Origin of the sequence: Dokdonia donghaensis DSW-1 (genome assembly GCF_001653755.1) — a bacterium.
Taxonomy (GTDB): domain Bacteria; phylum Bacteroidota; class Bacteroidia; order Flavobacteriales; family Flavobacteriaceae; genus Dokdonia; species Dokdonia donghaensis.
Window position 1 is genome coordinate 181,041 of sequence record NZ_CP015125.1, and the last position, 24,079, is coordinate 205,119.

At 38.3% G+C, this 24,079-nt stretch carries 21 protein-coding genes; 19 read left to right on the forward strand and 2 right to left on the reverse strand.

Annotated elements, in window-relative coordinates; all coding sequences use genetic code 11:
- Positions 1-268 precede the first annotated feature (268 nt).
- From rplM to tsf, 4 genes are all read left to right on the forward strand, one after another.
- Positions 269-724, forward strand: a complete 456-nt coding sequence (gene rplM / locus I597_RS00810) for a 50S ribosomal protein L13 (RefSeq protein ID WP_021778118.1) — start codon at positions 269-271, stop codon at positions 722-724.
- Positions 725-1,111, forward strand: coding sequence for a 30S ribosomal protein S9 (gene rpsI, locus I597_RS00815; RefSeq protein WP_021778117.1), 387 nt, complete (start codon positions 725-727; stop codon positions 1,109-1,111).
- 209 nt (positions 1,112-1,320) lie between these two features.
- Positions 1,321-2,121 (forward strand): 30S ribosomal protein S2, encoded by an 801-nt coding sequence (rpsB, locus tag I597_RS00820; RefSeq protein ID WP_035325600.1) that lies wholly within the window; start codon positions 1,321-1,323, stop codon positions 2,119-2,121.
- Positions 2,122-2,211: 90 nt separating this feature from the next.
- On the forward strand, positions 2,212-3,177 hold the full coding sequence (gene tsf / locus I597_RS00825) for a translation elongation factor Ts (protein ID WP_035325602.1): 966 nt from the start codon (positions 2,212-2,214) through the stop codon (positions 3,175-3,177).
- Between the two features lie 76 nt (positions 3,178-3,253).
- Here tsf and I597_RS00830 read toward each other — a convergent pair whose 3' ends face one another.
- Complete coding sequence (locus tag I597_RS00830; RefSeq protein ID WP_035325604.1) at positions 3,254-3,952, reverse strand: spondin domain-containing protein; 699 nt, start codon at positions 3,950-3,952, stop codon at positions 3,254-3,256.
- Between the two features lie 213 nt (positions 3,953-4,165).
- Between I597_RS00830 and pyrH the strand changes: the two genes are divergently transcribed.
- From pyrH to I597_RS00900, 12 genes are all read left to right on the forward strand, one after another.
- Positions 4,166-4,873, forward strand: a complete 708-nt coding sequence (pyrH, locus tag I597_RS00835; protein WP_035325606.1) for a UMP kinase — start codon at positions 4,166-4,168, stop codon at positions 4,871-4,873.
- Between the two features lie 55 nt (positions 4,874-4,928).
- The gene (gene frr / locus I597_RS00840) at positions 4,929-5,486 is read left to right on the forward strand and encodes a ribosome recycling factor (protein WP_021778112.1); all 558 of its coding nucleotides are present in this window, start codon (positions 4,929-4,931) and stop codon (positions 5,484-5,486) included.
- Between the two features lie 79 nt (positions 5,487-5,565).
- Positions 5,566-7,686, forward strand: coding sequence for a DUF5686 family protein (locus I597_RS00845; RefSeq protein WP_035325608.1), 2,121 nt, complete (start codon positions 5,566-5,568; stop codon positions 7,684-7,686).
- A 151-nt stretch (positions 7,687-7,837) separates the two neighbouring features.
- Positions 7,838-10,255: an efflux RND transporter permease subunit gene (locus tag I597_RS00850; protein ID WP_035325610.1), complete on the forward strand. Its 2,418-nt coding sequence runs from the start codon at positions 7,838-7,840 to the stop codon at positions 10,253-10,255.
- A 76-nt stretch (positions 10,256-10,331) separates the two neighbouring features.
- Positions 10,332-10,877, forward strand: a complete 546-nt coding sequence (locus I597_RS00855) for a pyridoxamine 5'-phosphate oxidase family protein (protein WP_035325612.1) — start codon at positions 10,332-10,334, stop codon at positions 10,875-10,877.
- A 143-nt stretch (positions 10,878-11,020) separates the two neighbouring features.
- Positions 11,021-12,463, forward strand: coding sequence for an asparagine--tRNA ligase (gene asnS, locus I597_RS00860; protein WP_035325614.1), 1,443 nt, complete (start codon positions 11,021-11,023; stop codon positions 12,461-12,463).
- 1,524 nt (positions 12,464-13,987) lie between these two features.
- The gene (locus I597_RS00865; protein WP_152594952.1) at positions 13,988-14,509 is read left to right on the forward strand and encodes a hypothetical protein; all 522 of its coding nucleotides are present in this window, start codon (positions 13,988-13,990) and stop codon (positions 14,507-14,509) included.
- Positions 14,510-15,338: 829 nt separating this feature from the next.
- Positions 15,339-15,950, forward strand: a complete 612-nt coding sequence (locus I597_RS00875; protein WP_035325618.1) for a hypothetical protein — start codon at positions 15,339-15,341, stop codon at positions 15,948-15,950.
- Between the two features lie 687 nt (positions 15,951-16,637).
- Positions 16,638-17,294 (forward strand): hypothetical protein, encoded by a 657-nt coding sequence (locus I597_RS00885; RefSeq protein WP_021778103.1) that lies wholly within the window; start codon positions 16,638-16,640, stop codon positions 17,292-17,294.
- 282 nt (positions 17,295-17,576) lie between these two features.
- The gene (locus I597_RS00890) at positions 17,577-18,212 is read left to right on the forward strand and encodes a hypothetical protein (protein WP_035325621.1); all 636 of its coding nucleotides are present in this window, start codon (positions 17,577-17,579) and stop codon (positions 18,210-18,212) included.
- Positions 18,213-18,336: 124 nt separating this feature from the next.
- The gene (locus I597_RS00895; RefSeq protein WP_035325622.1) at positions 18,337-19,122 is read left to right on the forward strand and encodes a sensor histidine kinase; all 786 of its coding nucleotides are present in this window, start codon (positions 18,337-18,339) and stop codon (positions 19,120-19,122) included.
- Positions 19,119-19,748, forward strand: coding sequence for a response regulator transcription factor (locus tag I597_RS00900; RefSeq protein WP_035325623.1), 630 nt, complete (start codon positions 19,119-19,121; stop codon positions 19,746-19,748). The genes I597_RS00895 and I597_RS00900 overlap by 4 nt, the downstream gene beginning before the upstream one ends.
- A 293-nt stretch (positions 19,749-20,041) precedes the next feature.
- Here I597_RS00900 and I597_RS00905 read toward each other — a convergent pair whose 3' ends face one another.
- Entirely contained in the window at positions 20,042-20,398 is a 357-nt protein-coding gene (locus I597_RS00905) for a DUF1801 domain-containing protein (RefSeq protein ID WP_035325625.1), read from the reverse strand.
- 198 nt (positions 20,399-20,596) lie between these two features.
- Between I597_RS00905 and I597_RS00910 the strand changes: the two genes are divergently transcribed.
- The 3 genes from I597_RS00910 to I597_RS00920 are packed head-to-tail and all read left to right on the forward strand — an operon-like array spanning position 20,597 to position 23,817.
- Positions 20,597-22,408: a sodium:solute symporter family protein gene (locus I597_RS00910; protein WP_035325627.1), complete on the forward strand. Its 1,812-nt coding sequence runs from the start codon at positions 20,597-20,599 to the stop codon at positions 22,406-22,408.
- The gene (locus I597_RS00915) at positions 22,408-22,896 is read left to right on the forward strand and encodes a hypothetical protein (RefSeq protein WP_035325629.1); all 489 of its coding nucleotides are present in this window, start codon (positions 22,408-22,410) and stop codon (positions 22,894-22,896) included. Before I597_RS00910 ends, I597_RS00915 begins: the two co-directional genes overlap by 1 nt.
- A gap of 3 nt (positions 22,897-22,899) precedes the next feature.
- Positions 22,900-23,817 carry a glutaminase gene (locus I597_RS00920; protein ID WP_035325632.1) on the forward strand — a complete coding sequence of 306 codons (918 nt, stop codon included), beginning with the start codon at positions 22,900-22,902 and terminating at the stop codon, positions 23,815-23,817.
- Positions 23,818-24,079: the final 262 nt, after the last annotated feature.

Consider the following 24,079-nt stretch of genomic DNA (forward strand, 5'->3'; position numbering starts at 1 on the left):
GAGAGACTTATAAAAACAAGCGTTGTGACAACCTAAACAGTTTTTTAAGATTTTATTAACTTTTTCTGGGTAAAATACCGCTTTCGCGAAAGCGTAAACAACACCTATTATATAGACCGAAAAAGTATTGTAACTGATAGAATATATTATTGAAAAAAAATGCTTACAAAATATAGTGATACAGAGGTTTGTGTGATAAATAATTTTATGTACTTTTGCAAACCCGTTTTTAGACGGGAAATGGAATGTTTAATTAAAATTAATTAGTGTGGACGCATTAAGTTACAAAACAGTATCTGCAAACAAAGCTACCGTAAACAAGGAGTGGGTTTTGATAGATGCAGAAGGACAGACGCTAGGACGTATGTCTTCTATCGTAGCTAAGTTTTTACGCGGTAAGTACAAGCCTAGTTTTACACCTCACGTAGATTGTGGAGATAACGTTGTTATCATAAACGCTGCAAAGGTGCAATTATCTGGAAACAAGTGGACGGAAAAATCATACATCCGTCACACTGGATACCCAGGAGGGCAACGTAGTCTTACAGCTAGAGAACTCTACGACAAAGATCCAACACGTGTAGTAGAAGCTGCCGTAAAAGGGATGTTACCTAAAAACAAATTGGGGAGTGCAATCTTCCGCAACCTAAAAGTGTATGCAGGAGCAGAGCACGATCAGGAAGCGCAGAAGCCTCGTGCCATTAACCTAAACGAAATCAAGTAAATGGAGACTTTACACAAAATCGGTCGTCGTAAGACCGCAGTAGCTCGTGTTTATCTTACTGAAGGAGAAGGTAAAATCACTGTAAACAAAAAAGAACTGAACAACTACTTCCCTACTGGAACATTACAGTACAAAGTAAACCAGCCGCTTGTTTTAACAAACAACGAAGGTAACTTTGACATTAATGTAAACGTATATGGTGGTGGTATCACTGGTCAGGCAGAGGCTATCAGACTTGCTCTTTCTAGAGCTATGTGTGAACTAGACGAAGAAAATCGTCTTATCCTTAAGCCAGAAGGTCTTCTTACTCGTGACCCAAGAATGGTTGAGCGTAAGAAATTTGGTCAGAAGAAAGCACGTAAGAAGTTCCAATTCTCAAAGCGTTAATATATCGCTTCACTTGCAAGTGGCTCAGGCTATATGGCAAGCGAGATTTAGAATTACTTATTTTTTAAAAATTTAAATTAATTGAAATGTTGTCGTTGCTTATTATGCTTTCGCGAAAGCGGAATCTTAATAAGGTTAGTTTAGCATCTAAACTTCGTAAAACGGAGTTGCTAATTTTAATGTCCAACGGAACGTAAACTATTACAAAAATGGCAAACAACATCGAAATAAAAGAATTGCTTGATGCAGGTGTACACTTTGGACACCTCACAAGAAGATGGGATCCAAATATGGCACCGTATATCTATATGGAGCGTAACGGGATACACATCATCAATCTTTATAAAACTGCAGCAAAAATTGAAGAGACTTGCGAGGCTCTACAAAAGATTGCTGCTTCTGGTAGAAAAATACTCTTTGTAGCTACCAAAAAACAAGCTAAAGATATCGTAGCAGAAAAAGCTCGTAACGCAAATATGCCGTACATCACAGAAAGATGGCCTGGTGGAATGCTTACTAACTTTGTTACTATACGTAAAGCAGTTAAGAAAATGCAGACAATTGACCGTATGAAACAAGATGGTCGTTTTGATACACTTTCTAAGAAAGAAAAACTACAGATGAACCGTCTTCGTGAGAAGCTTGAGAAAAACCTTGGTTCTATATCAGATATGACACGTCTTCCTGGCGCTCTATTTGTTGTAGATATTAAGAGAGAGCACATCGCGATTAAAGAAGCTCAAAAATTAAACATTCCAATTTTTGCAATGGTAGATACTAACTCTGATCCAAGAGAAGTAGATTATCTTATCCCTGCAAATGACGATGCTTCTAAATCTATCGACAAGATCGTAGGTTTTGTTTCTGACGCTGTTAGCGCTGGTCTTGCAGACCGCAAAGCTGGAAAAGATGCTCAAAAAGAAGGTGCAGATGCCCCTAAAAAAGAAGCAAAAGATCCTAAAGCTAAGCCTGCAAAAGCTGCCGTAGCTGCAAGTGAAGAAGAAGAGTAAATAACATTAAGTTAATACTAAAAGGTCGTTTAATTCTTTTCTTTGCGGAAAACGATTAGACGACTTTTTTCAATTTTAAAACATATACAAATGGCAAACATAACAGCCGCAGACGTAAAAAAATTAAGAGAAGCTACTGGTGCTGGAATGATGGACTGTAAAAAGGCCCTCGTTGAAGCAGAAGGTGATTTTGATAACGCAGTAACTGTACTTCGTAAGAAAGGACAAAAAGTTGCAGAAAAGAGAGCAGACAGAGACTCTTCTGAAGGTGTTGTTGTTGCAAAGATTAACGACGCAAACACTCGCGGAGTTGTAGTATCACTTAACTGTGAGACTGACTTTGTTACTAAGAACGATACATTTGTTGAACTTGCTAACAAAATGGGAGATATTGCTCTTTCTGTAAATTCTAAAGATGAGATGCTTGCTGCAGACTTTGATGGGATGACAGTTGCAGAAAAGCTTATCGAGCAAACTGGTGTTATAGGTGAAAAAATTGAAATAGGTGGTTACGAGACATTAGAAGCTCCTTTTGTAGGTTCTTATGTACACGGTAACAAAATAGGTGCTCTAGTAGGACTTACTGCTGCTACAGATAATGCTGCAGAGGTTGCAAAGAGTGTATCTATGCAAGTTGCATCTATGGGAGCTACAACACTTTCATACAAAGATTTTGATCCAGCATATGTTGCATCAGAAACTGAAGCAAGAATCGCAGCTATCGAAAAAGATAACATCGAGCTTGGACGTCTTGGTAAGACTCTAAAGAATGTACCTCAGTATATCTCTATGTCACAACTTACTCCTGAAGTACTTGCTCAAGCAGAAGCAGATATCAAAGAGCAGTTAAAAGCAGAAGGGAAGCCTGAGCAAATCTGGGACAAAATTGTACCTGGTAAAGTTGAGCGTTTTGTAGCAGATAATACTACTCTAGATCACGAGCAGGCACTACTTGATCAACGTTTTATTATGGACGACAGCCAGAACGTAGCAGAATTTGTTGCTTCAAAAGGTGATGCATCTGTACAAGGATTTAAAAGAGTTTCTTTAACATAGTAGTTTTAGCACTTATCCATAAAAAAAGCCTCCAAATTGTGGAGGCTTTTTTAGTTTATAGAATGTTTGAATTCTATTAGTTTCTCGCGATAGTGAGATTTCCTAAACTCTCTACAAAAGGACCATCACCAGCATATGGGGCATCTACACAAATTCCTATTGTGTTATTTTCTGAAACAGAAGATGAGTCATAAGTTTCTCCAGCCTTAGTACCAGCATCAAGCAATACAAGACCTGTTTGAATCTCTTCCTTAAGAGTATTACCATCTACAATATCTAGTGATGCGGCTCCTACAAACCAATCTGGACTAGGGTTGAGCTTTGCTAGAAAAGTCACTCTTGTTCTAGTTGGTGTAAAAGTAATATCAAAAGACGATGTTCCTACAGCACTAGCATTACTAGCTGTTTGAATTAAAAACAAACCTTCACTTTGACCTTGTTGACTTTCTAAAGCAGTAACTAGCGCATCTACATCTCCAGACTCTGCATACGCAGCAAGTCCATCATTTGCGACACTTCCAGTTTGGAAAACATTTATATTGGGAGAATGTATGATTGCGACCACTGGACCAAAGCTAGGGTTACTTGGATATTCTTCGGGAAACATTTCTTCACTAAATGATGTTTCAAAGCTAAGTGTATACTCTGCTGTTGCATTTCCTTCAAAATCAGTCCCGCTATCTGGTTCTCCAGCAGGACTACCATCATCATCACCACAACTAAGTATTACCATACTAAGCACTATTACAAAAGCATATTTAAATTTAAATTTCATTTCCTTGTTTTGAGTTTGTTAATAATTATTTTCTGGCGTGAGTGCTAACTCACTTATAACGAAATTAAAGATACTAAAGAATAGTAGATGCGGGGTAAGCTTTTATAAAATCTAACCTTTTTCGCCACTTTACTTCTCTAAATTTATTGGTTTCTTCCATTAAGTGATTTTAAAAAAAGGTTTAAACATTATATTTGCATAATCTTAGATATTATGAAATACAAAAGAATTTTACTTAAGCTTTCTGGTGAAGCATTAATGGGAGAACGTCAATATGGTATTGATCCAAAACGTCTAGCAGAGTATGCAGAAGACATTAAAGCAGTGACCGAAAAAGGGATTGAAGTTGCCATTGTAATTGGCGGCGGTAACATCTTTAGAGGTGTGGCAGGAGCAAGTAAAGGTATGGACCGTGTACAAAGTGATCATATGGGAATGCTCGCGACGGTTATAAATGGCCTAGCATTACAAGATGCACTTGAAGCAGCAGATGTAAAGACAAGATTACAAACTGCAATTAAAATAAATGAAGTAGCAGAACCTTTTATAAGACGTAAGGCTATGAGCCACCTTAGAAAAGGACGTGTAGTAATCTTTGGCGGAGGTACTGGCAACCCTTACTTCACAACAGACTCTGCAGCTGTGCTTAGAGCAATAGAAGTTGAAGCAGATGTGATTTTAAAAGGAACTCGTGTAGATGGTATTTATACAGCAGATCCAGAAAAGAATACAGATGCTGTGAAGTATGATCATATATCATTTGATGATGTACTAAGCAAAGGGCTCAAAGTAATGGACACGACTGCATTTACCTTAAGTCAAGAAAATGAGTTACCTATCATTGTTTTTGATATGAATACACGAGGAAACTTAATGAAGGTTGTTTCTGGAGATGATTCTATAGGTACTACTGTAAACTAAGAACGCAGAATATTGGCTCAATTTTTGTAAACTTGTTATCACAATTAATATTACGATGAACGAAGATTTAAAATTTATAATAGATAGTGCAAAGGAAGCGATGGATAATGCTATCACGCACTTAGGAAAACGTTTACTCACCATTAGAGCTGGAAAAGCTAGTCCTGCAATGCTTCAAGGTTTAATGGTAGATTACTACGGAAGTCCAACGCCTCTTAGTCAGGTAGCAAATGTAGTTGCACCAGATGGTCGCACAATATCTATCCAACCTTGGGAGAAGTCTATTATTCAAGAAATAGAAAAAGCCATTATAAATGGTAACCTAGGCTTCAACCCTATGAATAACGGTGAAAGTGTTATTATAAATGTACCACCACTTACTGAGGAGCGTCGTAAAGAGCTTGTAAAGCAAGCCAAAGCTGAAGCAGAAGATGCAAAAGTAGGTGTGCGTAATGATCGTAAAAACGCAAATAACGATATCAAAAAAGTAGACAGCGCCTCTGAAGATGAGAAAGCAAATGCCGAAGTAGATATTCAAAAACTTACTGATATTCATATCAAAAAGATAGAAGAGGTTCTTGCTAATAAAGAAACAGAGATAATGACTGTGTAATTACTTACAGTAGTTAAACAATTACAAAAAGCGACCTCTTGGGTCGCTTTTTTGATACATTTACGTTACAATAATTTATATGCGTATAATTTTCGTATTCCTTTCGTTTATCTGCAGTGCTACACTAAGCGCCCAAACCACTCTTACAGCAGATGCTATAGTGCAAAAGGCAATTGATAACAAATCACAAAATGACCCTCGAGAAGCGCTAGAGTCATTCTCGCTACACGCATATGAGAAAACGATAATCACAGACAGCCTCAACGGGAACTCACACAACTTCTTTTCTGAAAAGGCTAGTCTAGTACAATATGACCGTGAGAACGACTTTACAGAGGAGGTTATGGGCTACCAGTTGGCTGGTTTTAAAAACCCTAGGTATGAAGTCTTTGCAGTAAACATACAGTCTCGCTCGTTTTATGACAGTGATTTTGTCATATTTAATAATAGATATGCCGGCATACTTTCAAAAAGAGGCGTACGCAATTACAACTATACACTTCAAGAAACCGCTCCTGGAGAAGATTACATTATTTCATTTACCCCAAAAGCACCTAAGCGCATCCCGGGGCTAACAGGAACTATGGTACTCGACAGGGAGACCCTCGCTATAAAAGATGTCAAAGTACGTATAAACGATAAGCTCAATATCGTTCTAAACCAAGAATACACATATCTAGAAGATAATGAGATTTACCTCCCAGTGCGTAGGGAGTTATTTTTAGACAAAGGAGAAGAAGATAGAAAACTTTCTTTCTTTAAAGGTCGTATCTCAATAGGCACCATTGAAAATGAGGTTGTAGAAAATATTGTGAGCCGTAAGTTTCTCGTATCGACTACCACAATGAGTGATTTTAAGATTAATGAAGGTATAGATAAAGAACTCTCAAAATATGCCATCACTTTTGATAAAGAGGCAAACAATAGACCAGAGGATTTCTGGAAAAAATATCGTTCAGAAAATCTCACTACCAAAGACAAGCGAAGCTTTTCTGAAATAGAAAAAATAGTAAATGCCGAAAATATTGAACGTAGACTAGGTACTACAAACAACTTTAGCATAGGCTATTTTAGCTTTAAAGCTTTCGATTTTGATCTTACCTATCCTGTGAAGTTTAACAACTATGAGGGATTACGACTAGGTATAGGCGGCGTTACAAATGAGTCTTTTTCAAAACGCTTTAGGCTAGAAGGCTACACAGCATACGGTTTTAAGGATAAAGACCTTAAATATGGTATAGGTGGAGGCTACTTACTTAATCCAGATAAAGGCGCTTGGATCTCTGCTACATATAATAGCGACCTTGAAGAAGTAGGTAACTACGCCTATCTTACAGACCGTAGGGTGTATTCACTCTTTGAGCCTCGTCTTGTAAATATTACACAATTTTACAAACACCGCACCACGCGCATTAATCTAGAGTATAGACTTACCCCACAAATATTATCTGAATTTCAAATCGCCCATAGACGCTTAGATCAAACCACACCCTACCGCTACAATAAAGATGGTGAGATTATACGTGATTATGACGTAACAGAGGCAACAGCATCTTTTAGATGGAGCCCGTCTAATAAATATTTAAAAACAGATAGCGACGTGCTGCCCGTGTATGAGGGACACCCTATCATCTCTGGTCAAATCTCTCAAGCAGTAGATGGTCTAGGTGGCGATCTTGCATTTACAAAACTGGCTGCAAAAATGTTTTATCGTGTAGATAGACTCAATAAAACGGCAACCGAAGTTCTTCTTGAGGGTAATATTGCCTTTGGAGACCTACCCATTACCCACCTCTTTCACGCATTTCCAAATGCGCCTACTAAGGAGACCATACTACAGCGATTCTCTGTAGCAGGAGTTAATAGTTTTGAGACGATGTATTTTGGCGAGTTCTTTTCAGATAGATTATTTACTGCTCAAATCAAGCATAGACTCGCACCTTTTAATATTTCAAAGCGCTTCAAGCCAGAGATGGTCTTTATAAGTCGTTTTGCGCTAGGCGACATACGCAATCCAGAAGATCATCTCGATATTGACGCCTTTGGGTCATTAAGTAAAGGATATACTGAGACGGGTTTTGAACTCAATAAGCTTCTTTTCGGCTTTGGTACCAGCTTGACGTATCGTTATGGCGCCTACCACTTACCTAACTGGGAAGACAACATTGCATTTAAGTTCACTTTCAACCTAAAGCTATAAATACGAGACCTAGCTGTTTATATTTTTATGAACCTAGGTTAATTTTTTTACGCTTTCGCGAAAGCGGTCTACACATTACCCACAAGCCGCTCGCATTTTCTCCAAGTATCTGCTCTCAAAAGAATATCTTTGCACGGCTTAAAACAAGGCAATGGCAAAATTTCTAAGTAAGGGTTTCTGGGAATCGGTAGCGAGTATTATACTGCGCAACCGTCCGTTAATAATCATTCTTGTCTTAGCGTTTACTGTATTTTTAGGATTTCAGTGGCGTCATATGAGATTTACATATACGGAGGCAAATCTTCTGCCAGATGACCACGAGGTAAATCTAGAGTATCAAAATTTTAAAGATAAATTTGGCGAGGAGGGTAACCTCATCGTGCTAGGTATACAAGACGAGCGCCTATTTACGCCAGAAATACTTACCGCTTGGAACGAACTTTCGGCAAAAATTGCTCAGTCAGATGCAGTTGCACTTTCTTTATCACTTAAGGATTTAAAAATTCTAGACAAGCAAGAGGAGCCACAGCGTTTTGATCTTGTGCCTTTTATGACAGACAGTACGCTCACTACCGAGAGTGCTGCTAGTTACAGAAAGTTACTCTTTGACGATTTACCGTTTTACGAAAATCTCATTTATAACAAAGAGACGGGCACCGTGCGCTCTGCGGTATACCTCAAAAAAGATTTAATAAACACTCCTGCACGTAGAGACTTTGTGGTAAATGACCTCATCCCTGCCATTGCAGATTTTGAAGCTGCACACGATATTAAAGTTCGCACTAGTGGTATGCCTTACATACGCACGCTTAATGCTCAAAACATTATAGATGAGATAGGCATCTTTGTGGGGGCAGCATTGCTGGTGACTTCATTTATTTTTTTCTTCTTCTTTAGATCTTACAGAGCCACATTTATCTCTATGGTCACAGTGATTATAGGTGTGATGTGGGCTTTTGGATTTTTAGGATTACTAGGATATGAAATCACTGTACTTACAGCGATCATCCCGCCGCTTATTATTGTGATAGGGATTCCTAACTGTATTTTCTTAATAAACAAATACCAGCAAGAGTATAAAAATCACGGTAACCAAGTAAAGGCACTACAGCGAGTGATTACAAAAGTGGGTAACGCCACCTTAATGACTAACATTACTACGGCCTCTGGTTTTGGAACTTTTATCCTAACGGAGAGTTCGCTACTTAGTGAGTTTGGTGTCGTGGCGAGTATAAATATCATTGCCATATTTTTATTATGCCTCCTCATCATTCCTATTTTATATAGTTATATGTCTCCTCCTAAGGAGAAACACCTCAAGCACCTAGGTAAAAACTGGATAGAAGGTTTTGTAGACTGGATGGAACGTATGGTGCGCAACAGGCGTACAACCATTTATGCATCAAGTGTATTATTACTTGCATTAAGTATCATAGGGATCTATCAAATACGTATCTCTGGCTCGCTTATAGAAGATATGCCTAAAAAGGCTGGCTTCTACAAAGACATCAAGTTTTTTGAAGAAGAGTTTGATGGGATTATGCCGCTTGAGATTCTTATAGATACTAAGAAAAAACAAGGTGTAATGAAGCTCTCTACCCTCAAGCGAATGGAAGAGCTAAGCACTACTATAGAAGAGCAACCAGAGCTCTCTGCTCCTATCTCTATTGTAAATCTAGTAAAGTATGCAAAGCAAGCTTACTTTAATGGTAACCCTAAGTATTACCAGCTCCCTACCAGCAACGAGAGCAACTTTATACTGCCGTATGCAAAGAGTTTTGATAATGACGAAAACCTTATGGGAGCCTATGTAGACAGTACTGGGCAATATGCTAGAATCACTACATTTATGAAAGATGTAGGCACAGACAAGATGGAGCGTGCCGAAGAAAATATACAGCTCAAAATCGATAAACTCTTTCCAGAAGAGCGATATGAGGTAACAATGACGGGTACTGCTCTTGTTTTTCAAAAAGGAACAGATTACCTCGTGATGAACCTTGTGATAAGCCTATCACTAGCTATATTACTCATTGCATTATTTATGGCGTGGATGTTTAAATCACTACGTATGATTATTGTATCCCTTATCCCTAACCTACTGCCACTACTAGTTACAGCAGGTATGATGGGCTTTATAGGCATCCCTATCAAGCCATCTACGATTCTTGTTTTTAGTATTGCCTTTGGGATCTCTGTAGATGATACAATACACTTTCTTGCCAAATACAGACAAGAACTCAAGGCAAACAAGTGGAAGATTAAAAAGTCTGTATATGCCTCGCTACGTGAGACGGGAGTAAGTATGTTCTACACTTCTATTGTACTTTTCTTTGGCTTCTCGGTATTTATGATAAGTAGTTTTGGCGGTACAGTGGCTCTAGGCGGTCTTGTAAGTGCAACGCTATTATTTGCAATGCTTGCAAACCTTCTATTATTACCATCACTCCTACTCTCTCTTGAGTCTGAAATTGCAAATAAAGATGTCTTTAAGGAACCTGCACTTCAAATTGTAGATCGTGAAGGTGATGAAGATACGGCTGGTACTAAAACTAAAAACAAGCAATAAGCCTGCAAACACATAATAGTGACTAATACACTTTTATAAAGCTAAGCGCTAGCGCGTATCTTTGTAAAAAAAGGCAATGCTAGATCAATATTTTGACGAGTTAAAAAAGGAACTTTCCCTAGGTATTAATAAAAAAGGGCATCCTTTTAGATACGTTACTTTAGGTACGGTAGATGCAGATGGCATCCCGCAGCTACGCACCGTAGTACTGAGGCAAGTACAAGACGACCTCTCGCTACGTATCTATACAGATAGCAGGTCTTCAAAAATCGCTCAGCTGTTACAAAACCCTACGGCCAGTTTACTTTTTTATCACCCTAAAAAGTTACTTCAGGTCAAGGTGACCGCTACGGCAAGCATTATTACAGATCCAACAGAGCTTGCCAAATACTACACGGGTGTGCAACCTAATTCAAAAAAAGATTATACCACCGCACAGCCTCCTGGAGCTACCCTTTCAAATCCAGATGAAGTCTCTTATCTAGAAGCGACGCATTTTTTTACCATTATAGCATTTGCTCCTACACAGATAGAATACCTTCAGCTTAAGAGGCCTAACCACATACGAGCATCGTTTACAAAGACTAATGATGAGTGGGAAGGACGCTTTATAAATCCTTAAAATTACGCTTTCGCGAAAGCGTACTAAAAACCCACATTACCACCGCGCACAGCTAGCTCAAGTTAGGGTGTTTTACCTTACGCCCTACGGCAAAAAACTTTTATATTTGCCCACTGTCAAGCAAACCCGAAAAAATAACACATATGACACATACACCTATAGTAGAATTACTGAGTAGTGATTCTATTCATCAAGAATTTACCGTAAAAGGGTGGGTACGATCTTTTCGTGCAAACCAGTTTGTAGCTCTTAATGATGGCTCTACGATAAATAACCTACAGTGTGTGGTTGATTTTGAAAATACAGATCCTACGTTACTTAAACGTATTACCGTAGGTGCTGCAGTGGCTATTACTGGTACCCTAGAAGAAAGTCAGGGTGGAGGACAACGCGTTGAGATTAAAGTAAAAGAAGTAGAGATAGAAGGTGATGCAGATCCAGAGGAGCTTAAAAAAACCATCTTATCGCCTAAGCGTCACACGCTAGAAAAGCTACGTGAGCAAGCACACCTAAGAGTACGTACAAATACCTTTGGGGCAATTATGCGTTTACGCTCTAAGCTCTCTTTTGCAATACACGAGTACTTTAATAAAAACGGATACTACCACGCACACACACCTATTATAACTGGTAGTGATGCAGAGGGTGCTGGTGAGATGTTTCGCGTAAGCGCACTAGACCCAGAAAACCCACCACGTAAGGAAGATGGGACTATAGATTATAGCAAAGACTTTTTTGGCAAAGAGACCAATCTTACGGTATCTGGACAGCTAGAAGGAGAGACCTACGCGCTAGGACTAGGTAAGATTTACACCTTTGGACCTACTTTTAGAGCAGAAAATAGTAACACCTCGCGTCACCTTGCAGAGTTCTGGATGGTAGAACCAGAGATGGCTTTTTGTGATCTTGATGGTAATATGGACCTCGCCGAAGATTTTATCAAATATGTGATAAACTATGCGCTAGAAAACTGCCAAGACGACCTTGCCTTTCTAGAAGAGAGACAGACTAAAGAAGACCAATCTAAGCCTGCGGCAGAGCGTGCTGCAATGCCACTACGTGAGAAACTTCACTTTATAGTAGATAACAACTTTAAACGTGTGAGCTACACAGAGGCGATAGACATCTTACGTAATAGTAAGCCTAACAAGAAAAAGAAATTTAAATACCCTATAAACGAGTGGGGCGCAGATTTACAGTCTGAGCACGAGCGTTTTCTGGTAGAGAAGCACTTTAAGTGCCCTGTTATCTTATTTGACTACCCGGCAAATATCAAAGCTTTCTATATGCGTCTTAACGAAGATGGTAAGACCGTACGAGCGATGGATGTACTCTTCCCAGGTATAGGTGAGATGGTAGGAGGATCACAACGTGAGGAACGCCTGGATGTACTTAAAGAAAAAATGGCAGCCTTAGACATCTCTGAGGAGGAGCTTTCTTGGTACCTAGACACGCGTAAGTTTGGAACGTGTACACATAGTGGTTTTGGCCTTGGTTTTGAGCGCCTTGTACTCTTTGTGACTGGTATGACAAACATACGCGACGTGATACCTTACCCACGTTTTCCAGGTCACGCAGAGTTTTAGAAAAAAGTTTTTTAGTACGCTTTCGCGAAAGCATACACACCGCATAAAATCCAATGTACTTAGGTATGTTGGATTTTTTTGTGTGAAAGAGATCGCTTACTCGGGTGAAACATCCTCCCTAGCCCTCCTTAGAAGGAGGGGACTTTAATAACGTTAGGTTCAATTTCGAGTTCAGCTTCAATTTCGAGTTCAGCTTCAAGTTCAAATTCAACTTTTCTTAATTGATGCGTGCTTACTCTTGCGAGACATCCTCCCTAGCCCTCCTTCGAAGGAGGGGACTTTAGTTGAGATTTAGAAACAAATTCGGCTTTGGTCATCTCGACGAAAGGAGAGATCTCATTATCTAGCTCAGGGGAGGTTGCTTACTCGTCGTTCTTACTCGGACTTGCTTACTAATATGCGATTTCTCCGTAAGGTCGAAATGACGAAGGGTTTCAAGTTCAAGTTCTGGTTCAAGTTCGATTTCAAGTTCAACTTTTCTTAATTAGTGCGTGCTTACTCGTGTGAAACATCCTCCCTAGCCCTCCTTCGAAGGAGGGGACTTTAGTTGTGGTTTAGAAAAAAATTCGGCTTTGTCATCTCGACGAAAGGAGAGATCTCATTATCTAGCTCAGGGGAGGTTGCTTACTCGTCGTTCTTACTCCGACTTGCTTACTCATATGCGATTTCTCCGCAAGGTCGAAATGACGAAGGGTTCAACTTTGGTTTCAAGTTCAAGCTCAAGTTCGAGTTTTCTTAATTGGTGTGTGCTTACTCTTGTGAAACATCCTCCCTAGCCCTCCTTCGAAGGAGGGGACTTTAGTGATGGTTTAGAAACAAATTCGGCTTTTGTCATCTCGACGAAAGGAGAGATCTCATTATCTAGCTCAGGGGAGGTTGCCTACTCGTCGTTCTTACTCAATCGTGCTTACTCATATGCGATTTCTCCGCAAGGTCGAAATGACAATGGGTTCAAGTTCAAGTTCAGGTTCAAGTTCAATTTCAAGTTCAGGTTCAGTTTCAAGTTCAAGTTCAAGTTCAAGTTCGATTTCAGTTTCAAGTTCAAATTCAACTTTTCTTAATTGATGCGTGCTTACTCGTGTGAAACATCCTCCCTAGCCCTCCTTCGAAGGAGGGGACTGTAGTTGAAATTTAGAAAAAAAATCGGCTTTTGTCATCTCGACGAAAGGAGAGATCTCATTATCTAGCTCAGGGGAGGTTGCTTACTCGTCGTTCTTACTCAGACCTGCTTACTCATATGCGATTTCTCCACAAGGTCGAAATGACGATAGGTTCGATTTCAGTTTCAGTTTCAACTTCAACTTCAAAACCACTTTTCAAAATAAAATTTCTTTTTGATAAGCTTGAAAACGTAGTCATTACAATGATAAGTTGTATTTTGGCGACGAATAATAATCCAAATTAATTATCTAAAATCAAATTATTAATACGTCTTCTTTCTTTTACCCAGTAAGTGTTTCACTTTAACCCGTGATAAGCCTACAATAAATCCACAAGGAAAGATAGCGTAAAATGTATCACACTATGGCAGAGATACCTGACAACATTATCCCTGTACAGGAAGCAGATGACTTGTACAAAACCTATGGAGATGATCGCGCTCCTATAATAGAAAAAGATGTAAACGACCAATATAGAGGTCAAGATCCTCCTTATGAAGCGACAAGATTTGTCACTGCAGATTATGAAAAGCTAAAAGAGTATATCGCTTTTATAGATCAAGAGTCAAAAGAAGCTGGAGTAACCCCAAAAGGGCTACGCATCTATTTTGGGGCAACAGAGCCTACTAAAGGAAAACCTGGTAGAGAGACGGTGTTCTTTAACCCAGTAGCGGCCTTTAAGGGCATAGATGGTGATATTTCTTATGCTATTCACACAGGCTTAGATGGTAGCAAACAGGCAATCACGGTAGGTGATGTAATAGATGGAAAAATACCTAAGGCTTCTGACACAGAATTAGTTAATGGAGGTGTGCAAAGTCTCGCTGGTGACGACTGGGAATATCCACCACCGCCGAGACAAAATGATCCTAACGATTATCATTAATTAAACGGTATTACAATAATGAACACGATACGCATATTGATTCATACAATAGAGCTAGTAGCGGCATTGTGTTCATTATTTACTCTTTGGAAATATAAATCAACACCTCTCAAATATTTTTGTGTGTACCTATGGTACGTAGTATTGCACGAAGCTGCAGCATATTTCTTACTTAGAGAAGGTATTATAAGATTTCAACTCACTAACCTCTATGGATTCATCACTACATTTTTTGTGTTATGGATGAGTTACAAATACATTAAGATTAAAAAATTCAAAAATACAACACTTATACTTTCTGGTATAGCACTATTAATTTTTCTTGCAGAACTAATATTTAAAGGCTTCAAGGAGGTTCTTTTTGTCTCTAAAACTACTGGCTATCTAATAGCTCTAATAAGTTTATTTCTTTATATAATAGGACTCTTTAAGACAAATAGCTTACACAACCCCTTTCGGGAATTGTTTACATATTTTTTATTAGGTTTTACCTTGTTTTTAATAGCATCACCCGTAATATTATTAGCAAGAAATATGTATATAAATAATATGGAGATGAGTATTAACCTTTCATACATAATGGGGTTCATAGTTTTTTTAATGTATGCTATTTTCTCTTTTGGCTTTATCTTTTCTAAAAAAGCATCTGAGTTAGAAGAGGACTAGATTAGTTCTTTTTTATGCTAGTGTAAGCTGTAACAACATTTGCTCTAGCTCCTACTTCCCATAAAGGGACATTTACCCCTACCCCACTACCTATAAGGGTAGTATACTTGTATTTCCCTAGCTTGGTTTAAGTTTTAACACTAACCCAAAACCAATTGTACAAATGAAAACAATTAAATTACTGGCCTTACTTTTTGTAAGTGCCATCATCCTTGAGGGCTGTAATGAGAAGCCTGCACATCCTGGAGAACCCACTGTAGGTGGCCCAATAGCACCGCCTAAAACCATTATAGACGTTCAGGAAGCTGAGGATATGTACCATCGTTATGGCAAAGACATAGCTCCCATTTTAGAAAAAAACAATCCAAATCTTAAAGCGACTAGATCGCTTTCTATAGATTATAAAACACTTAAAGATTATATCGCCTTTATCGATCAAGAAGCAGCAGCAGCAAATGATACTAAAATTTCAGGCTTACGTATTTATTTTGCCAAATATGAGGACTCAAAAAATGATGGAAGAGCAACTGTTTTTCTCAATCCCATAATGGAAGCTGGCGCAATAGGTGACTTAAGAGACGATGTCTCTTTTGCAATTAAGACAGAAAATGGAAAGAGCACTGCGGTGCCAGTAGGAAAATTAATAAAAAAACCAACTACTGGATCAAACAGAGCAGACTTAACAATGCCTATACAGAATGGAGTACAGAGTCTTGCGGCGAATGATTTTCCGTGGAGTCCACCACCGAATAGTGACCCCGATGATTATCAATAGGATAAATGAACGAAGAGTTTAAAATAGCAGGTATAATATCTGAATTTACAGCAGCAATTTTTGCTTCTATCTATTACTATAAATATCGTAATTCTAGACTTAAATTGCTGCTGTTTATTTTATGGTACATTCCCCTCAACGAGATGTTAGCTCAGTATCTTTTTGCAAGGACAGCAACTGGATACTTGTTAAAGAATCTCTATCGGATAATAATTCCCGCAAGTCTAATATTTCTAATTGGAACTCAAATCACACAAAGTTTAAGAAAAAAAATTGTTTCTATTTTTTTCTTCTTATGTGTCATTATATTCATAGTGAGTATTTATTTTGTAAACCCTCTTAAAGAATTTTCTAGTACTAATTTTACAATTTTCACTTTTATAGTGTTAGTATCTCTATTAATCTACTTTATTGATCTATTAAAGTCGGATAGGGTCTTAAAAATGTCAAGAGATCTTTTTCTATGGGTCGCTCTGGGGTTTTTAATTTTCTTTATTGCCTACCCTGTAATTTTATTGGCAAGAGAGTTTGTAAGTGACGGAAATAAAATACATAGGTCGTTAAATTATATTCAATTTACAGTGGCCATATTATCATATCTTACGATTGCCTTTGGATTCTATTATGGAAATAAGGTAGAAATCAACAAATAAATATTAACATTTAGAACAAAACATTGTACACCCTGTGGATTACCTAATATACATAGTGCTATTATTTGAGTTTGCTGCCGCAATCTCTGCCACTGTATATTATAAAAAGTACAAGTCAACCCCATTAAAATGGATGCTACCGCTTTTATGGTATATCGCCATTAATGAGTTTACTTGTCACATACTACTAGCGCCCTATAGGTTTGAGATACTTTATAACTTTTATGAGGTTATCGTTTGTTTAGGCTTATTAATAATCACAAGATTGCATTTATCACATCACACACGCATCGCTATAGCAAATGTATTAATCATAATAAGCGCTATCGCATTTACTATTACTGCGATTACTCAAGACCCTTTTAAAGACTGGCCTGTGTTCTCATTTACGTTATCTACTATTTTAATCATTATAGCACTCACGCTATACCTAGTGGAGCAATTAAAAAGTAATAAAATTGCAGCATACACCAGAGATATCTTTTTGTGGGTATGTATTGGTTTTTTAATATTCCACATTTCATATCCCGTCATTATGTTTTCGCGATACTTCCTTGTTATGGATAGTGTTTTCATATATGAGGCAATTTTTCTTATTCAATTTATTGCAGTAATTGCGTGTTATGGCACGATTGCATTTGGTTTTTATAGAGGAGTACATTCAGCAACATTAATAAAGCGCACTTTATGATTAAGGAAGAAGTTCTTGTCATATGGCTGGTCTGCGTGACCATTTTGTTTCTACTATTTTTAGTAGCGACTTTGTTTTGTGCGATTGCGCTGTATTATCGTTTTGATAACAAGCCGCGTGTACGGTAAATGGAGTTTCTCTCATTTTTTTAAAATTTGGTTTTGAGTACGCTTTCGCGAAAGCGTAACACAACTCTCCAGCGTAAAAAATCTTACAAAATGAAAATTTCTAATTTACTACCTTTCAATCTCATCAAATAAACCTCACTCCTTGAGCACCCTAATGTACATATCTGAAATTATAGCGGCACTTGTGGCAACTATTTTCTTCTACAAGTACAAACACCTGCCTATAAAAACGATACTGTACATACTCTGGATAGCCGTTATCACCGAAGGTATGGCTAGAGTATACTCACATTACTACCACAATAATCACTGGGTATATAATCTGTATGCCTTCTTGTTTTACACCCTATTTTATAAAATGATTTATGATCATATAAAAAATAAAACCAGAAAACGACTCGTACTAGGTATTGCTATTATAATGATGATCGCAGTAATTATAAGAGGTTTTGCTGTGCCTGTAATTACATTTTATATGAGTAAAACGTATAGTATCGCAATGGTGGTAATGGTGTTTTTACTTATGATTTATGCCGTAGAGCGCCTTAAGAGTGATGACAGTTTGCGGGTAAAAAATGAGCTAGCGCTTTTTGTTTTTACAGCTTATCTGGTTTTTGGTATTTCCTTTATTCCTCTGGCTCCTTTTTTGACAGGGCAGATGGACTTTAACTACTCCAGAGCTATGCTAGATATCTTGCAGGGCGTACAGACTGCGGCCTTACTGTTTGCAAATGCCTTACTTGTTTTTGGCTTTATATGGACAAAACCAAGAGGAAGAGAGGTCTTATAAGAGAGCTTTCTAGATGCAAATTTTAAAGCTCATACTGTAAACTAAAGGGCAAATGCCCTATGGTGAATGCGTACCAAAATAAGTATCTTGAACTCTTAATTTAATCACACCCCAATAGCAATCTATGTTTCTGATTCAAGATCAAGATAGCGGCACTCTTTTTATAGTGCTTGTTGCCATCACCATTTTACTACTACTGCTGGTTGTTGTTGTAGTGCTATTTTCTGTTTTTATGAAGCGTAAAAACAGCTTACTGTTAGAACAAGAAGAGGCAAAACAACGTTTTGAAAGAGAAATTACAGAAACGCAGATAGAGATACGTGAGGAAACGCTACGTAACATAAGCTGGGAGCTACACGATAATATAGGTCAGCTACTTACACTTGCAAAAATACAAACTCAAAACTCTGGTGGTAGCCAGCAAGATCTAGACGAGGCAGTAGCAACCATAGGTAAGGGTCTTACTGAGATACGAGCGCTATCAAAACTCATAAACCCAGAGGCGCTTAAAAATATGTCTTTACCAGAGGCACTTAACCTAGAGCTAGAACGCTTTGAGAGAATGGCTTATCTAAAACCATCGCTCAAAATATCTGGCAGCCCAATAGAAATAGATAAAAAGATTGAGACCATTATCTTTAGAATATTGCAAGAGTTTTTTACAAACACCATAAAGCACTCTAAAGCTACGCACCTAGATGTACACCTCAACTATAGAGGTGACACCGTACTCATTACCGTAAAAGATAACGGAGTAGGTTTTGATTATGAAAAAGCCAGAGCAAAAAATGGTATAGGCCTTACTAATATAGAAACACGCGCAAAGCTTATAGGCGCTACCATAAAATATATGTCACAAGTTAATGAGGGTACAACGCTATCACTTAACTATAAAACACAATCATTATGAAAACAATAGTTATTGTAGATGATCATACATTACTTAGCCAGGCCATAAGCGGCTTAGTAAATTCATTTGAAAATTTCAAAGTGCTTTATACCTGTAAAAATGGGCAAGAACTTCTAGACAACCTTAAGTTTGAAAACAAGCGTCCAGACATAGTCCTTATGGATGTAAATATGCCTATTATGGACGGTATTGAGGCTACTACAAATCTCAAAGAACTCTATCCAGACATACTAGTGCTTGCGCTCTCTGTAGAGGAGGATGATCATACTATTTTGAAAATGATACGCGCAGGTGCAAAAGGATACCTCCTTAAAGACACCGAAAAAAAGGTGCTAGAAAACGCTCTTAATGAGCTTATCATAAATGGGTATTACCATACTAATACCGTGAGCCAGCTTCTTGTAAAAAGCCTAGATGGAGATAATAGAGATGAACTTAGGGATAGAGAAATAGAGTTTATAAAACACGCCTGCACAGAAATGACTTATAATGAGATTGCTTCTGTAATGTTTTTAAGCCCTAAGACGGTACAGGGATATAGAGATAGTGTATTCTCAAAACTAAATTTAAAAAACAGAACAGGTCTTGTTATTTATGCACTTAAAAATGGCTTGTTTAAACCTTAACTACACATATTATATGGCCTACCAAACCTCCATAAATATATGATTTGTGGAGGTTTGTTTTTTTTGTGGATGTGTAAACACACCCATCTTTTATATACTTTGCATAGACACAAAATAATAAAAAGGGAGGCTTTCCCCCAAAAGCCTCCCGCTTGCTATCAAATACTAAATTCTATTGCTAGAACTACGATTCATTTGGATGGCAAGTTGTTAGGTATAAAATTAGATGATATTTACCCATTTTACAATTATATATAACGTTATTATTAGGGGTAAATGCCCTATTTATAAAACTACACATTTGTAACAGCCCTGTGGGCTACGTTTAATAACACATCTGTAAGTATCTCAAAATCAATATCTTTTAACCCTTTGTAACGTAGTGACCTAAGATTTTTCCTTTTTTCGCCTCCCACAAGTGCTTCTTTATGAACAGTTATTTGCACCCCACGAGGAAAACCTACGTCTATAAACGACTTTCTAAAGTTGAGAAAACAAAACATTTTACCATCTAGCATATAAAATGGTAAATTCCATTTATAGGTCTCCTCTACCTCAGGCACGGTACTTTTTATAATGGCTTGTAGCTCTATAAGCATTGTGCGCCAGGGCTCTGGTTTTGAGAGTATATACGCTTGAGCAGGATTCATTACTTACTTGATTTTGGTGGTTATAATGGTTTTATCTACGCTTTCGCGAAAGCGTTATATGATTCATTCTCCCACACATAGACTATGATAACAGCTTAAGGGGTGTAATGATGTCAAAATATCAAAAAAAACTATGGTGATGAATGCTTATCTTTCGCCTAATATTTCTCTTAAATATAAGACAAATTATACATTCTTATGATAGACTTATCAGGATTAGACATAGCCATTATTGCGCTACTTTTTATCATCATACTAGGCGTGGGGTTTTATGTAGGTAAAAGCGCTGGAAAAAACACGACTCAATATTTTCTATCTGGTCGCAGTATGCCCTGGTGGTTATTAGGTCTATCTATGGTTGCTACAACCTTCTCTACAGATACGCCTAATCTGGTGACAGATATTGTGCGTACTAACGGTGTGTCTGGTAACTGGGTCTGGTGGGCATTTTTAGTCACTGGACTGCTCACCGTCTTTGTGTATGCAAAGCTGTGGCGCAAGTCTGAGGTAAAGACAGATATTGAGTTTTATGAGCTGCGTTATGGCGGTGCTCCGGCGCGGTTTTTAAGAGGTTTTAGAGCCATCTATTTAGGTATTGTTTTTAACGTACTGGCTATGGCGGGTGTAACCCTAGCTGCCATAAAAATAGGTGAAGTGATGCTAGGTCTTGACCCAGTTACAACCGTGGTAGTAGCTGGTGTGATTACTGTACTCTTTAGCGCCATAGGAGGGTTTAAAGGTGTAGTATACACAGATTTTATATTGTTTTTTGTGGCAATGGCAGGAGCCTTTGGGGCGGCATATTACATTGTAGGTATGCCAGAAATAGGAGGGCTTGAAGCGCTTATTACCCACGATAATGTAAAAGATAAAATTAATATTCTTCCAGATTTTAATAATACAGAGATGCTCATCACGTTACTTATTATACCACTAGCAGTACAATGGTGGAGCTCTTGGTACCCAGGATCTGAGCCTGGCGGTGGTGGTTATGTTGCACAACGTATGCTCGCTGCCAAAGATGAAAACCACGCCATAGGTGCAACTTTCTTTTATAACATTATGCACTACGCGCTACGCCCCTGGCCGTGGATTCTAGTAGCACTAGCCTCACTTATAGTATTTCCAGACCTCGCAAGTATACAAGAAGCCTTCCCAAATATTTCTGAAGATAAGCTAGGGCAAGATCTTGCCTACTCTGCAATGCTCACAATGCTACCTAGCGGCTTGCTAGGCCTTGTGCTGGCATCACTATCTGCAGCATATATGAGTACGATAAGCACACACCTTAACTGGGGAGCATCATATGTGGTAAATGATGTGTATGCACAACAAATTAAACCAGAAGCGACAGAGAAAGAGCTAGTCGCTGTAGGTCGCATCACCACAGTGATACTTATGGTAGTGAGTGCGGGTATCGCACTGGCGCTTACTAATGCACTACAGCTTTTTAATATTATACTAATGTTCGGAGCAGGTACTGGGCTCATCTTTATACTGCGCTGGTTCTGGTGGCGCATTAATGCGTGGACAGAGATAAGCGCGATGCTCGCCTCTGGTATCATTTCTATACTTATAGAATTTACCTCGCTGGGAGAAACGCTTTTTGGCACTAGCGGGATGATGCCTGGCTATGCTAAGTTTCCTTTTGTGGTGTTTACCTCAACGCTTATATGGCTTGTTGTTACCTATCTCACAAAACCAGAAACTAAAGAAACACTTTATGCGTTCTATAAAAAAACGCAACCAGGTGGGCCGGGCTGGAAAGGAATTGTCACCGCTGCAAACCAAGAAGGAGTTACCATCGTACAACACACAGAAGCGTGGAGCGTGCCTATGGGAATAGTCGCAATGCTACTAGGCTGTGTATTAATTTACGGAACCTTGTTTACCACAGGTTACTTCATTTATGGCCAACTTACTAATGCACTCATAGGGCTTGGTTTTTGCTTCACTTCTGGAGCCTTACTGATTGCGGTTTGGAAAAAAATAAAAGGAAAAGTACTCTAATGAAATTATCTCTTATTATCACCATATTGTGCTTGAGCTTAGGGCTACAAGCACAAGAAACGACAGACATCTACAAACAGGCTATTGGTCTTGTAAAAAAATCATCAGCTTTTAAGCAAACTGGTGCGACAGCAATTGCTACGGGTTCAAAAACTATAAGCTTTACAAACCAAGCCTATGCATTTTGGCTAGATGGTCTAGACACCCGTTTTAATGACAAGGATTTTGAAAACTTCTTTGGTGATTTATATCAACCTAAGGAGATAGAAAGCTTTAAAAAAGCTGGAGACAAAAGAAGATCAAAATACCAGCTATATGTTTCTGAAACAGATACAGATCTGTTTGTGATAGAGATGCTTTCGCGAAAGCGTAAACGCAAAGCAAAGTACCCTAAGTTTTATCAAGGGCAAAGTATCTCATTCCTTTTTGAAAAAACGAGCAATGGAGGTGTGCGCCTCATTGAGACGTTAACCCTACAAAATAATTAGACAATGATAGATTGCCAGCCTATAGTAGATAAAACGTACAAAAAGGTACTCGCTATGGAAAATAGCGGCAATGTAGCAAGCTACATACCAGAACTTGCTAAGGTAGATGATACAAAATTTGGCGTATGTCTCACCACCCAGACCGGCGAGGTATTTACAGCAGGTGATGCGACTGTAAAATTTTCTATACAGAGTATTGCAAAAGTGCTATCACTTAGTCTCGTGCTTTCTAAAATAGGTGATGACCTATGGAAACGTATGGATTTTGAACCTTCTGGAACTGCCTTTAACTCACTAGTGCAACTTGAGAGTGAGAATGGCATCCCTAGAAACCCGCTTATTAATGCAGGGGCTATTGTGGTATGTGATATTATTTGTGAGCTTTTTGATAACCCAAAAGAAGCATTGCTAGATTATATACGCGAGGTATCTGGTATAGAAGATCTTCGGTATTCTGAAAATATTGCTCATTCTGAGCAGCAAACGGGTTATCGCAACTTTGCACTTGCAAATTTTATAAAGTCATTTAATAATATTAAAAATACCTGTGACCAGGTTACAGACCTATACTTTCACCTATGTAGTATCGAGATGACGTGTGAGCAACTCTCATATACCTTTGGCTTTCTTGCAAACCGTGGGAAACAGTTTAATACAGGCAAAACAATTGTCACGCCTAATCAAGCCAAACGCATTAACGCCATTATGCAAACCTGTGGTTTTTATGATGAAGCTGGCGAGTTTGCTTATAAAGTAGGTTTACCAGGTAAAAGTGGTGTAGGTGGTGGTATGGTAGCCATACTGCCTGGTAGCTATGCAATTGCTGTATGGAGCCCAAAACTTAACAAACAAGGTAACTCCTATAGAGGAATGAAGTTCTTACAATACTTCACAGACGAAACACAGGATACGGTGTTTTAAGAGCTAGAAATTGTTTTTAATCTTTTGAGCACACAAGTATTCTCTTTTCTTCCAAAGTCGTTTCCCGCTTTTCATTACAATTCCTCATTCTGCTAGCGCTCCATTGCGGGATTTCCATTGCAATCGGGGCTAAAGAGTTACATAACACCCCCCTTATAAAGTTGACATTCACTTATTTTATTGAATTAAACAAATCATAAGTCTCGTTCGAATTTTAGTACTTTAAAAAAATTGTAAAAATATACTGAAAATTAAAAATTAA

Bases quoted from the DNA above. Each gene is read 5' to 3' on its own strand.
- rpsI (WP_021778117.1), top strand. From the start codon at position 725: ATGGAGACTTTACACAAAATCGGTCGTCGTAAGACCGCAGTAGCTCGT.
- rpsB (WP_035325600.1), top strand. From the start codon at position 1,321: ATGGCAAACAACATCGAAATAAAAGAATTGCTTGATGCAGGTGTACAC.
- tsf (WP_035325602.1), top strand. From the start codon at position 2,212: ATGGCAAACATAACAGCCGCAGACGTAAAAAAATTAAGAGAAGCTACT.
- I597_RS00830 (WP_035325604.1), bottom strand. From the start codon at position 3,952: ATGAAATTTAAATTTAAATATGCTTTTGTAATAGTGCTTAGTATGGTA.
- pyrH (WP_035325606.1), top strand. From the start codon at position 4,166: ATGAAATACAAAAGAATTTTACTTAAGCTTTCTGGTGAAGCATTAATG.
- frr (WP_021778112.1), top strand. From the start codon at position 4,929: ATGAACGAAGATTTAAAATTTATAATAGATAGTGCAAAGGAAGCGATG.
- I597_RS00845 (WP_035325608.1), top strand. From the start codon at position 5,566: ATGCGTATAATTTTCGTATTCCTTTCGTTTATCTGCAGTGCTACACTA.
- I597_RS00850 (WP_035325610.1), top strand. From the start codon at position 7,838: ATGGCAAAATTTCTAAGTAAGGGTTTCTGGGAATCGGTAGCGAGTATT.
- I597_RS00855 (WP_035325612.1), top strand. From the start codon at position 10,332: ATGCTAGATCAATATTTTGACGAGTTAAAAAAGGAACTTTCCCTAGGT.
- asnS (WP_035325614.1), top strand. From the start codon at position 11,021: ATGACACATACACCTATAGTAGAATTACTGAGTAGTGATTCTATTCAT.
- I597_RS00865 (WP_152594952.1), top strand. From the start codon at position 13,988: ATGGCAGAGATACCTGACAACATTATCCCTGTACAGGAAGCAGATGAC.
- I597_RS00875 (WP_035325618.1), top strand. From the start codon at position 15,339: ATGAAAACAATTAAATTACTGGCCTTACTTTTTGTAAGTGCCATCATC.
- I597_RS00890 (WP_035325621.1), top strand. From the start codon at position 17,577: ATGTACATATCTGAAATTATAGCGGCACTTGTGGCAACTATTTTCTTC.
- I597_RS00895 (WP_035325622.1), top strand. From the start codon at position 18,337: ATGTTTCTGATTCAAGATCAAGATAGCGGCACTCTTTTTATAGTGCTT.
- I597_RS00900 (WP_035325623.1), top strand. From the start codon at position 19,119: ATGAAAACAATAGTTATTGTAGATGATCATACATTACTTAGCCAGGCC.
- I597_RS00905 (WP_035325625.1), bottom strand. From the start codon at position 20,398: ATGAATCCTGCTCAAGCGTATATACTCTCAAAACCAGAGCCCTGGCGC.
- I597_RS00910 (WP_035325627.1), top strand. From the start codon at position 20,597: ATGATAGACTTATCAGGATTAGACATAGCCATTATTGCGCTACTTTTT.
- I597_RS00915 (WP_035325629.1), top strand. From the start codon at position 22,408: ATGAAATTATCTCTTATTATCACCATATTGTGCTTGAGCTTAGGGCTA.
- I597_RS00920 (WP_035325632.1), top strand. From the start codon at position 22,900: ATGATAGATTGCCAGCCTATAGTAGATAAAACGTACAAAAAGGTACTC.